Origin of the sequence: Aquibacillus koreensis (assembly GCF_025154055.1) — a bacterium.
In the GTDB taxonomy this organism is placed as follows: domain Bacteria; phylum Bacillota; class Bacilli; order Bacillales; family Amphibacillaceae; genus Aquibacillus_C; species Aquibacillus_C koreensis.
In genome coordinates, this window is the sequence record NZ_JAOALK010000031.1 from 181,596 (window position 1) to 193,676 (window position 12,081).

General features: G+C 35.8%; 10 protein-coding genes. 3 read left to right on the top strand and 7 right to left on the bottom strand.

Annotated elements, in window-relative coordinates:
* Positions 1-14 precede the first annotated feature (14 nt).
* Both NYQ66_RS08070 and NYQ66_RS08075 read right to left on the bottom strand, forming a co-directional pair.
* Positions 15-1,613 (bottom strand): aspartate:alanine exchanger family transporter, encoded by a 1,599-nt coding sequence (locus tag NYQ66_RS08070; protein ID WP_259868633.1) that lies wholly within the window; start codon positions 1,611-1,613, stop codon positions 15-17.
* Positions 1,614-1,866: 253 nt separating this feature from the next.
* Positions 1,867-2,160: a hypothetical protein gene (locus NYQ66_RS08075; RefSeq protein ID WP_259868634.1), complete on the bottom strand. Its 294-nt coding sequence runs from the start codon at positions 2,158-2,160 to the stop codon at positions 1,867-1,869.
* Between the two features lie 169 nt (positions 2,161-2,329).
* On the opposite strand from NYQ66_RS08075, the gene NYQ66_RS08080 reads away from it, so the two are divergent.
* Complete coding sequence (locus NYQ66_RS08080) at positions 2,330-3,385, top strand: M42 family metallopeptidase (protein WP_259868635.1); 1,056 nt, start codon at positions 2,330-2,332, stop codon at positions 3,383-3,385.
* A 48-nt stretch (positions 3,386-3,433) separates the two neighbouring features.
* Here NYQ66_RS08080 and NYQ66_RS08085 read toward each other — a convergent pair whose 3' ends face one another.
* The gene (locus NYQ66_RS08085) at positions 3,434-3,970 is read right to left on the bottom strand and encodes a BsuPI-related putative proteinase inhibitor (protein ID WP_259868636.1); all 537 of its coding nucleotides are present in this window, start codon (positions 3,968-3,970) and stop codon (positions 3,434-3,436) included.
* A 200-nt stretch (positions 3,971-4,170) separates the two neighbouring features.
* On the opposite strand from NYQ66_RS08085, the gene NYQ66_RS08090 reads away from it, so the two are divergent.
* A complete protein-coding gene (locus tag NYQ66_RS08090) occupies positions 4,171-6,207 on the top strand; it encodes a bifunctional diguanylate cyclase/phosphodiesterase (protein WP_259868637.1) in 2,037 nt (678 codons plus the stop codon).
* Between the two features lie 108 nt (positions 6,208-6,315).
* Here the strand turns inward: NYQ66_RS08090 and NYQ66_RS08095 are convergent, their stop codons facing one another.
* The 3 genes from NYQ66_RS08095 to NYQ66_RS08105 form a co-directional block, all read right to left on the bottom strand.
* On the bottom strand, positions 6,316-7,089 hold the full coding sequence (locus NYQ66_RS08095) for an ABC transporter permease (RefSeq protein WP_259868639.1): 774 nt from the start codon (positions 7,087-7,089) through the stop codon (positions 6,316-6,318).
* A complete protein-coding gene (locus NYQ66_RS08100; RefSeq protein ID WP_259868641.1) occupies positions 7,067-8,050 on the bottom strand; it encodes an ABC transporter ATP-binding protein in 984 nt (327 codons plus the stop codon). Before NYQ66_RS08100 ends, NYQ66_RS08095 begins: the two co-directional genes overlap by 23 nt.
* Before the next feature lie 210 nt (positions 8,051-8,260).
* The gene (locus NYQ66_RS08105) at positions 8,261-8,596 is read right to left on the bottom strand and encodes a hypothetical protein (RefSeq protein ID WP_259868642.1); all 336 of its coding nucleotides are present in this window, start codon (positions 8,594-8,596) and stop codon (positions 8,261-8,263) included.
* A gap of 297 nt (positions 8,597-8,893) precedes the next feature.
* Here NYQ66_RS08105 and trhA point away from each other — a divergent pair, with 297 nt between their 5' ends.
* Entirely contained in the window at positions 8,894-9,535 is a 642-nt protein-coding gene (gene trhA, locus NYQ66_RS08110; protein ID WP_259868643.1) for a PAQR family membrane homeostasis protein TrhA, read from the top strand.
* 450 nt (positions 9,536-9,985) lie between these two features.
* Here the strand turns inward: trhA and NYQ66_RS08115 are convergent, their stop codons facing one another.
* The gene (locus NYQ66_RS08115; RefSeq protein ID WP_272479943.1) at positions 9,986-11,521 is read right to left on the bottom strand and encodes a multicopper oxidase family protein; all 1,536 of its coding nucleotides are present in this window, start codon (positions 11,519-11,521) and stop codon (positions 9,986-9,988) included.
* Between the last annotated feature and the right edge of the window lie 560 nt (positions 11,522-12,081).

Here is a 12,081-nt window from a genome sequence, read left to right on the forward strand (position 1 = left end):
GTTTTTTCATTTCCTTATAGAAATAAAGTGAGTAATTGTGATGCGATTGCAACAAAGATCAAAGCAAACGGATACGCTGCTGCATAGGCAATAGCAGGTTCATCTGAATCAAATACTTGGTTAACAGAACCAAGACCTGGTGTACTAGTCATACCTCCGCAAAGAGCACCTAAAGAATGCACAATACTTAGACGGAACATCTTACGAGCAAGAAAGAATCCAAAAAGGATAGGGACAATCGTAATAAACGAACCACCGATGACAAGGCGCAGTCCTTCTTGTTGAACGACGTCCACAAGTCCTTGTCCTGCGGTTGTGCCAGCACCTGCTAAAAAGAGTGCAAGTCCAATATCTCGGATAACCTGATTCGAAGGCTGATAGTACCTGGCTTGTATCGGACCAAGTTTTCCAAAGTGTCCGATGATTAACGCAACGAATAACGGTCCACCCGCTACACCTAATGTAATCGTTCCTAATCCTGGCAGATGTATTGGGACCATACCTAGCATGATACCAATTAATAATACGATGCTCAGAGAAAAGATATCTACATTTGTTATGGTTAATTTTTTTCTTGTGAACAATCTCTCTACATCATTTAATCGGTCTTCACTACTTACAATTGTCAAAATGTCTCCTCGCTCTAACCGAGTCCTTGCATTTTGATTAAATTCAAAACCACCCCGTTCCATACGAGTCACAGTTACACCATAATTTCTTCTTAAACGCAATTCTTTAATATTTTTACCGATTATTTCTTCTGAATCTACAATGACTTTTCGGAGCTTAATATGATCATTGTTCTTCAAATTTGTTTCCACTTCTTTACCCGCATACGCACAAAACTTTTCTAGGTCAGCGCGCATGCCTACGGTTACTAATCGATCACCCAACAAAATAACGGTATCACTTAAAGCAATAATGTTACGGTTATTCCGAATTACTCTACTTATGACAACAGAATTGCTCCTTTGAAAACGAAGTTCTTTTAATGTGTTTTTTTCAATTGCTGGATTAGTCACCTCAATTGTAGTCACTTGAGGAGATTCATCATTTCTTGCCGGATTATTCTTTCGATGTAAATCCTTTTCTAAATCCACTTTTAGCACTCTTGGTAACAATTGGACAAATAGAACAACGGCTAGGACGCCAAAAGGATAAGCAATTCCATATCCCACCGAAGCAAGAGGATCATTTGTTGCTTCTAATGCTGCTGCGAGGCCGGGTGTACTAGTTAAAGCGCCGGTCATAAGGCCGATACTTAATGCCGGTGATAAATGAAATACTTTCGATACGATAATAGTGGTAATAGCAGCGACTAACACAATAAGCAATCCAATAATACCAAACACAATCCCACTGGAACGAATCATACGAAAAAAGCGAGGACCAGCTTGAAGTCCTACTGCCACTATAAATAAACTTAAACCAAAATTTTGTACAATGGAGGAAACTTCATAACCAAAATGACCAAAAATCATAGCTATAAGAAGTATCCCAGCAGAACCTAAGCTAAGTCCTTTTACTTTTGTCTGACCAATCCATGAGCCCAAAAACAAGATCACAAATAATAATAAAAGTGGCTCTTCTAAAAACTGCACGATAAATTCCACTTTTTACTTCCTCCATACTGTGCTTTTACATTTTACATCTATTATAATGCTTTCGATCTGCAAAAGGATGTTGATTAATAAGTTTCACTAGATTGCCACTTTCAAAGCGTTTTCATTTGAATTTTTTATTAATTTTTATATAGTAGTGTAACAATAAAAAATGTTTCTAGTTGGGTATTACAATTGATAAAAAGGCATCGCTTTCCCTTGTTGGATACGATGCCTTTAAACAAAATAATTCTTTATGTGTAAACTATAAAGATAAGCTTATATCCCCTTCTTCATTAATTTCGACAGTAGAATAACTCTCAAAGGTTTCGAAGTTCGTAATTTGATGCTCCCCAGCTTTTGCAAAGCTCTCCATATATTGTTGATACGTACTTTGGTCTTTTATAATGTGATAATAATAAACCTTCTTACCATTAACGATATCACTATTTACTAGTGAGAATCTTTCTTGAAACTGCTCATTAAACCATTGTCTAGCTTGATCGTGATTTTCAAAATCTGGCATTTCATTACTAATAGTCGTTAGATCGAAATTCATACGATCCACTCCTTTCAAATTGTAGTATGTACTAATTTTTATATGTGAATTCTACTTATGCATATACACAATCTCCTTTAAAATGGAAGAAAGTGTTGTTAATTATTTGTTACGTAATATATTTAGAGATAAAATAAAAAAATAAAGTATATAAAGGGGGAAGTTGTTAATGCATACATATCCAAATGTCTCGGAAACAAAAAGTCTAATTCAAGAACTAGTTTCTATTCCAAGTCCATCAGGAAACACTGAAAGCGTTATTCAATACGTAGAAAATCATATAAAAAGCCTAGGTGTTGACACAAAACGCAATCGAAAAGGAGGGTTAATTGCTACCATTGTGGGAGCTAATGACCAGGAGCATCGTATGTTAACGGCTCATGTTGATACACTTGGAGCAATTGTAAAAGAGGTAAAAGATAATGGGCGATTACGAATTGATTTAATTGGAGGCTTTCGATATAACGCAATTGAAGGAGAATATTGTGAAATTGAGACTGCAAAAGGGGATATCTATACTGGCACCATCTTAATGCATCAAACGTCTGTTCACGTGTATAAAGACGCTGGAAAAGCGGAACGCAATCAAGAAAACATGGAAATTCGCATCGATGCAAAAGTAGATAATGCTGCGGAAGTACATGAACTTGGTATTGAAGTAGGAGACTTTGTTAGCTTTGACCCACGTGTTCAATTGACGGACAACGGATTTATTAAATCACGTCATCTAGATGATAAAGCAAGTGTAGCAATTCTTTTGCAACTGATAAGAAGGATAAAGGATGAAGCTATAGCGTTGCCATATACTACACATTTTTTAATTTCAAATAATGAAGAAATTGGCTACGGTGGGAACTCTAATATAACGCCAGAAACGGTGGAATATTTAGCTGTCGATATGGGTGCGATAGGGGATGGACAAACTACGGATGAATACACGGTGTCCATTTGTGCGAAGGATTCAAGCGGTCCGTATCATTATGGCTTGCGAAAACACTTAGTAGCGTTAGCGAAAAATAATGCCATTGGCTATAAAGTAGATATCTATCCCTATTATGGCTCAGATGCATCGGCAGCCATTCGAGCAGGGAATGATATTATTCATGGTTTAATCGGGCCAGGAATTGATTCCTCACACGCGTACGAAAGAACTCATGAGTCATCGCTTAAACATACGGAAGAATTATTGTACCATTACGTACAATCCCAAATCACTAATTATTAATACAGATTAAAAGGCCTCTATGCTAGTACACTAGTGAGGCCCTTTTGTTTATTCTGTTATTGTGAAATCATGTGATACTTCATATTTCTTGCTGCCTGTTGGAGTCATCCAAGCTTTTAGCACATAGTCCCCAGGTTCAAGGTCTAACTCATTTAAGTTGATCTCAAATTCCAAAGATCCTCCTTGTTTGATGGTCTCTTCTCCGAGAGCCTGCATAAAGGAAGCCACACTTGAATATAGGTAAACTTGTTCACCTTCTTTTGTTTCTACAGCGTAGTCAAATCGTTGCGAACTTGTGAACTCTAGCGTAATTTCTTTTTCCGTTTGGTTTGCTACTTCATATGTGTAAAGGAGTGGATTTGTCTCTGTTAAAACAGGAACAACTTTGCCTGCTATAATCCCATTATCCTCTCCATCAGCACTTTCTTCTTCACCTTCACTACCGTTATCAACTTCATGATTCGTTACTTCACCACTACCGTTTGTTTTTCCATCCTGATTTTGCTCATCACTATCATTAGTGGATGATGTACCACAACCAACTAGTAAAATTCCAATCAATAAAAATAAAACGAGTCTTTTCATACTATTGACCTCCTAGTATTATCTAACTTTCTAATTTATTTGTCGTTTGATCACTTAAAAAGGTTACGATCATTGAAAAAAATATTTGGAGAGCAATGTATATCGTGTATAATACATATCTCAAGGATTTTTTTTAAAAAAAGGTATAATAAATAAATAAAACTGCGTTGACAACAAGCTAGTGAAAGGAAGTTATTTTTTTGTTTACACCATTAAATCCTGAACAATACGTCCGGATTGAGGGAGAATATGACACAACTGTCGTATTTTTATCCATATTGCTTGCGTGTTTTGCTTCTTATACTGCACTATCCATGAATGAACGGATGCAACAAAATAGCTTCTTTAACAAGAACATATGGTTGCTTTTGGCATCTGCAGCGATGGGGTTTGGAATATGGTCGATGCATTTTGTCGCAATGAGTGCGTTTCATTTGCCAGTAATGATGAGCTACAATCATGTACTCACGATTTTATCTATTTTACCTGCGTTTCTAGCTTCATTACTTGCTTTTAATTTCCTAAATAGACCAAAGTCGTTTCTAGCTTTTATATCTTCTGGTGTTGTCATGGGAATTGGTATCTCAACAATGCATTATGTTGGGATGGCATCTATGGAGATGGAAGCAGAGTATGTTTACGATGTGAAGGTATTTCTAACATCGGTGTTTATCGCTATCATAGTTTCTATTGTTTCTCTTATCGTCTTTTCTTCTTTACAACGGTTTATGGCTAACCGATTAATTAAAATAGTTACCTCAATCATTATGGGTTCTGCTGTTGCTAGTATGCACTATACGGGTATGGCGGGCACATCTTTTTACCAAAAAATTGATCAGATGGGGAATCATGAAAGTACGCATCAAATGGATATGTCTTTATTAATCGTGAGTGTTTCTGTGGGGGTAGGTTTGTTATTTGTATTACTATTACTATCGAGTGTGTTAGATCGATATATCGATTATCGCGTAAACTATTTTGATTTTCTAACAAAGCTTCCTAATGGTAGGCATTTTCAAAAGGTGTTGAGTTCTTCATCGACTATTCAGTGTTTAGCTGTAATGGAGTTGAAAAACCTTGAAAAAATAAACACTGATTTTGGCTATGAATATGGAGACGAAATCATTGATTATGTAGCAAATCAACTACAACAAAAAAATCTACCGTTCTCAACGATATATAAGATAGACGGTAGTCGATTTGCGATTTCAATGAATCGTTTAGACCAGTTTCCCTTATTGGTTCGATCCATGAAAGCCTTCGCCGAGCACTGCAAGGAAGCTATTTTTATTATAAATCGAAATATAAAGTTAGAAGTTGTCTGTGCATTGTCAACATCGGCGCAAGCAGAGAATGCTAAGTCAATATATGCAAATACGCTTGCAGTGATAAATCACCATTCCATAACGAAACAAAAACAAGTCACAATCTTTGACCCAAAGATTCATATGTATTCTTTTGAAAGAGACATTGTAGAAGGAATAGATCGAGCAATGAAAAATAATGATTTGTTTCTTGTCTATCAACCTAAGATTGGAAGCGAATCGCTTCAAATTGTAGGATTTGAAGCACTAATAAGGTGGAAACATCCAATACACGGTAATTTGTCGCCAGTGCAATTTCTTCCTGTGTTAGAACAAAATGAGCGTATATTCGATGTGACAGACTGGGTAATTGAAGAGGTTTGTAAGCAAATCGTAAAGTGGCATCAAGCAGGTTATCCTATATGGCAAGTGTCCGTTAACATTCCTGGTGATTATGTTAGCTCCCCTCGTTTACTGGATACGCTTAAGGCTATGGTCCAGCGCTACCAGTTGGAACCTAAGTATCTAGAATTGGAAATGACAGAAACGAGCTTTGTTAAATCAATAGAAAGTGCAATGCGCGCTATTTCAACTTTTAAAAAGGAAGGTTTTATGGTGGCATTAGATGATTTCGGAACAGGTGTATCTTCTTTATCCTATTTAAGGCAAATGCCTATTTCTACATTAAAAATAGATAAAGCGTTTGTAGAAAAAATTCCAGAATCGGAAAAAGATGCTTCTATATTAAAAGCAATTTCCGATTTAGGGCGTTCCCTTCAATTAGAGATAGTCATCGAAGGGGTCGAAACAGAAGAACAAGTGGCCTATATTCAACAACTTTGCCCATCAGTGGCATATCAAGGTTATTACTTTTCAAAACCTTTGGCAGTTGATGAAGTAGTTAAATGGATAGAAAACCACCAAGCAAGTTGATCTGTATGGTAAAAAAGCGTCCACCTGACTCTGCGGTGGACGCTTTTTTATTTGCAACTTATTTGTCGTAACAAAACGAATCCTATGTTGAAAAGATTTTGTCTTTCTTCAATAATGAGCTAACAAACCTTTGCGCATTGCAAACCGTTCACAGTAGATGAAAATACCAAGACCAACGATGAAGTAAAAAATAGCGTTAAATCCTAGTATGAGAAAATCTCCAACTGCTATTTGACTCAAAGAAACACCATCAATCATCACGTTGCGAACGAGTTCTACCCCTTTAACAATAGGGAAGAAAACTAGAAAAGGAAGGACATTACTTTGTACAAATACTAAAGCCGCCAATATAAACTGCAAGATTTGTAGGAACGCTTGTATTTGTTTAAAAACAACTGTCATACCAGCTATGATCAAACCTAGTCCAAACATACTGATAAGAGTGAGTACTAATATGGGTAAGAGTGTAATCACATCAATGTTCAGCCACTGACCTGTAGTAGCCATAGATATGTAGAGTAAAGCAACAATGATGAGGAAATTTACAATTGTGGAAGAGATAAGTCGTGCTGTCATAATCCTCCATATCCCCATTGGAGACATGCTGAGTTGCTCAAAAGTCCCCTGGCTCGCCTCATTCGATATTTGCCATCCGATATCATTGACGACGACCATTGCCAAATACCAAAAAATATAATTTACAATAACATATTGAATGTTGGCATCTTGTGAGCTTGGATCACCAATTAACTTTATACCTGCAAACATGGCAAGGAATATGATATAGAACGTGATGATAAATGCCATTGTATTTGGCAAGTATCGCTTCATCTCAATAAAGTGTTTTCGTATATTTGCGTTAAGAAGATTGAGCAAACGCATTACTTTTTTCCCCCTTAATAATTTTCATAAATATTTGTTCGAAATTAACATTTCTCCGATCAATCGCTTCTACAGGTGTTTCATCCATTTTTAATATATCTATAATTTGATAGATTTCTTCGCTTTTAGCTAGATCGATTTCTAAGATAGATTGAAACGTTTCTTTCTTGTAAGTGTGGTGAGGGAATTTGTGTGAGATAAGACTTAGCTGATGATTGCTTAAGAATCCACCAAGCGTAATGGAATAAGAACGAACCTCAAAAAGCTTTAATAGATTCTTCACACTATCATTTATTACAATATTTCCATTGTTAATGATAACGGTTCTTTCACAAATGTCTTGGATTACATCCATGTCGTGGGAACTTATAATTATCGTCCGATTGTATTCTTTCACGATGGATTGCAGAATAGATCTCACTTCGTAACTTGTTTCTACGTCGAGACCAAGAGTAGGTTCATCCAATAGAATGACATCTGTTTCAGCTGACATAGCAATTGCTATAGCAAGCTTTTGTTGCATTCCTCGTGAAAGGCGGTTTACCAACTCATTTTCTTTATGTTTAAGGTTGAATTTATGTAATAAATCCTGAATTAGAAAAGCAGCATCTTTTCGTGAAACACCGCGGTTCCCTGCAAAATACTCTAAATTTTCTTTTACAGTCAAACGCCAATATAGATTACGATTCCCTTCTAAAACAGCGCTAATATGCTTAAGAGCTTTTAGTCGTTGTGTCTTCATGTCATTCCCGTTTATTGTGATAGACCCCTCATCTGGTGTTAATAACCCGCAGATCATCTTAATGGTAGTTGTTTTGCCAGCTCCATTAGGTCCAAGCAAACCAAGGATTTCTCCACGTTTAACGTCAAATGAAACATCATTGATCGCTTGGATAACCTCCTTTGACTTTCTTTTCTTATATGCTTTTTTTACACCTTCTACTTTAATAATAGCCTCCATGCGCGCACCCTTTCTTCATGTATTTGTTAGTAATTGTAAGGTCAAAAACTAAAATAATCTACATGCTTTGGGAGTAAGTTGTGTCAGTCCTTAGACTGAAATGATATTTTTTGAAGAGCCGTTGGCATTTTGAGGAGTGAAGGATTGTGAGGTTAGCCAAACACTATAAAAAAGCGGAACCTTAGAAAGTCCCGCTGGTGTTCCTACATATTAATGGCAGATTCCTAGATTAAACAAAATAACTTTTACTTGTACGCTGACAACGGCGATCCATAACAGGTGATTACTAATATGGGTAAAATAAAAGTACTTTTTTTGATGAAAGAATTGTTTAAATTTAATTTGAAGGAAGAAAAGAAGTAGTGTTACTGCTGTAAAGATACTAGTAAGTCCTAATATTCCCTTAAAAGGAGTAGTCCATATATAATCATTAAGGCTTGGAATAATTAATGTTGTATCATAATATCCTTGTAAGAAATAAAATCCTACGACCCAAGAAACAATCATCAAGCCAATCATGATCATGCTAGATATATTTATATTCAAATATCTCCCCTCCTTTTAATTCCGAGTATTTTAATTGGTTTAAGATAATTTTAGTTTGAATTGTTGTTATTGTCAACCTTCTTAAATCTTATAAAATGTAAATAGGGAATGAGTCTATGGGTTATTACTAATTGCAGAAACTAGGATGATGGTGTACTATTTGGAAGGTAATGTAATAGGAATATGTTATAATTGAGTCTAGTAATAGGTATTCTAATAAGTTACTATTAAGGTTTGAAATTAGCGTTAATGACTTACAAAATAAACCATGAATTCGTGAAAGTTAGGATGATTTTAGTGGCACAAACACATACCTTTTCAAAAGGTGAAGAAATTGCAAACGCAATAACACATGGAATTGGTGCGATGCTAAGTGTTGCAGCATTGGTAATATTAATTGTATTTTCGTCGTTATATGGAAATGCTTGGCATGTGGTTAGTTTTACTTTATTTGGGTCAACGATGTTTCTCTTATACATGTCTTCCACATTGGTTCATGCACTTCCTCAGGGGAAGGCCAAAGACTTGTTTGAAATATTCGATCACTCTTCGATCTATCTTTTTATCGCAGGCACGTACACACCATTCACTTTTATAGTCATTAAAGGTGCATTAGGTTGGACGATGTTCGGAATTATTTGGGGATTAGCGATAGGAGGGACAATCTTCAAATCCTTCTTTGTCAAAAAGTATCTGTTTACATCAACCCTATTATATATCTTAATGGGCTGGATGGTTACGATGGGATGGAATAAGATCGTTGATAATCTTAACGTGAATGGAGTTATTCTACTAGTTGTTGGTGGTGTCTGTTATACGGTTGGAGCTATTTTTTATGTGTGGCGAGGGTTTAAGTACCATCACGCCATATGGCACTTGTTTGTACTAGCAGGTACGGTTACGCATTTCTTCTGTGTTTTATTATATTTGTTACCATAAGTCAAAAAGTGTAGAGCATCCCTAAGGGAATGCTACTGCATTTTTAATTTTATGACATAATTGTCTTTATTTTAAAAGTAGAAAGTAAGGACAATTACGTACAGTAATTAGCCTGTTACTCTTATTCTAGTCAGAAGAGGGTCCAAATGCAGTATATTAGTTTAAAATGCTCACTTTAGTATTGATAAAGTAAAAGAAATTCATTACAATTAATGTGAAAACTTTCACAATTTTAGTTGGATGGATTGGTGTTTTATCCTTAACTAAGGATTTAACTAAAGGAGAAAGGTTAACTATTAAATGGTTTTTTGGAGACCCCTAAAGCTCAAAAAACATTTATTTATGGCGTAGCCTTTCTTCATTACGTATGTGATGGCGTGCTTAATACTCCTTTGTTTTTAGAAAGAAGAACATTGCAATGTATAATAACTATTGCAATGTTCTTTTATATTATCGTTTATCTTCTGGATATACTACCTTAAAGGGACGCATCATGTCGTAATCTTCGTGTTCTAATATATGACAATGCCATACATAATTTCCGGTGTATGGTTCAAATTGTGCAATTACACGAGTTATTTCAGCGGATGGCGCAGCAACCGTATCTTTCCAGCCTCTTTCACTTGGGGCAGGGGCTTTTGGTGGACCGGTAAAGGTAATTTTACCATCCTCATTATAACGATCTAAATCAAAAGGTTGACGATCTAATACTTGAAATTGAATTAAATGAATGTGCATTGGATGTGTAAAACCTGTAACATTCATAAATGACCAAATTTCAGTTGAACCGAGTTCAGGCTTTTCTGTTATTGGACTATCCCAACGCTTATCATTTAATAATAGTAATGGACGGTTATACTCATCACTAGAACCAACTAGTTTTAGGTTTCTGATTGTACTAACTTTATTCTGTGTTAAGGATGGGATCGTGGACAACTTGCGGGGAATAATACTATCATCTTTGCTTGAAAGAGGTTTGTTTACTCTGAATTGCATAATTTCATCTGTCTCATCGTCAGGATTTGCATTTGGACCAAGGTCATTTCTTAGTACAATTTGTTCTCCATGTTGCTTAGAAAAATCTACAATAATATCAACGCGTTCGGATGGTTCCATTTTAATCTTCTTCATTTGTACTGGTTTTTCTAGAAGACCTCCGTCAGACCCAATCTGATAAAATGGTTGACCGGAATTTAATTCTAGTGTATAACCTCGTGTGTTTGAAGCATTTAATACACGAAAACGATATTTTCTGGGCTCAATTTCTAAAAAAGGCCAAACCTTTCCATTAACAAGGATAGTATCTCCTAAAAAAGCGGGTACAATGGACGGACTAGGTAGATCATCGGATGCGTCATCTGGTTGTGTTGGATAATTAAGAGATCCATCACGGTTAAACGAACGATCCTGGATAATAAGCGGAATCTCGTACTCATCAGTTGGTAGATTCAAGTTCTTTTCATGCTCATCTCTTATAATATAGGCGCCAGAAAGTCCTGCGTAATTATTTAATCTTGTAATTCCCATAGCGTGGTCGTGATACCAGAGCATTGTTGCACGTTGATGATTTAGGTATTCATATACTTTTTTCTTAAAGAAAGGTCCTACTTCGCGAAATGATCTAGTAAACCAGGCCTCTGGATAGCCGTCACTCTCGTCTGGTGTATGACCACCGTGCAAGTGAGTGACAGTTCTTACTTCAGGTAATTTAGAATTTAAAAAAGAATGATCTACTGGTAAAAAGTGTTTAGTTGGAAGATTATTTATCCACTTAACTTTAATCGCCTCATCGCGATTAACCTCAATAGTAGGTCCTGGAACCTGCCGATTATATCCCCATAGACGTGTTGGTCTAAGATCTCTGTGTAGTTTTTGCCTAAATTCCTCCATTCTAACTTCATAATAAGCCCCGTTTTTTGTTGTTTGAGGTTTCAACGTATCCATGATCGGAAGCCTATCAACAAATTTTTCAAGTTTAGGACTCAAGATTATCAACTCCCGTCTTAAAGTATTTAATATAGTAGATGTTTGTATTGCAACTTGTGGTAGGGCAGATGCAACAGATTTTTATAGAAGATTAATAAATTTACCTAGAGAGGATATATATAAGGAAGAAACAATTTTTAGAGAAGTTTCTTAGGCCGTTAATATTTGGTTGTTATTATATTCATAATCCCTTGAGACCTTAAGAAAAGAATTGGGTAATTTATCAATTTGCAATCAACATTGTAGTCATGTTATATTATGAGTCCTCATCTGAGGAACCTATCATTTTTAAACGCATCATTATCTTTTATTAATAAAGTGTTGACGTTGAACTATTATATGTGTTATATTATTCGAGTCGCTCCTGAGTGATGGATATTTCAAGTTGTTGCTTGAAGGGGAAAGTTATTGACAATGTTCAGTAAACCTGTTATCATACAGAAGTTGTCAAAAAACAACAACGCAAATTGATCTTTGAAAACTGAACAAAACAATCATTTATGTCAAGCAAGAAAAAAGCTAGTTTTTTGAATGAGTTAACACTCAAACACTTTATGGAG

Coding starts and splice junctions, on each gene's coding strand:
- NYQ66_RS08080 (WP_259868635.1), top strand. CDS start 2,330: ATGCATACATATCCAAATGTCTCGGAAACAAAAAGTCTAATTCAAGAA.
- NYQ66_RS08085 (WP_259868636.1), bottom strand. CDS start 3,970: ATGAAAAGACTCGTTTTATTTTTATTGATTGGAATTTTACTAGTTGGT.
- NYQ66_RS08095 (WP_259868639.1), bottom strand. CDS start 7,089: ATGCGTTTGCTCAATCTTCTTAACGCAAATATACGAAAACACTTTATT.
- NYQ66_RS08075 (WP_259868634.1), bottom strand. CDS start 2,160: ATGAATTTCGATCTAACGACTATTAGTAATGAAATGCCAGATTTTGAA.
- NYQ66_RS08100 (WP_259868641.1), bottom strand. CDS start 8,050: ATGGAGGCTATTATTAAAGTAGAAGGTGTAAAAAAAGCATATAAGAAA.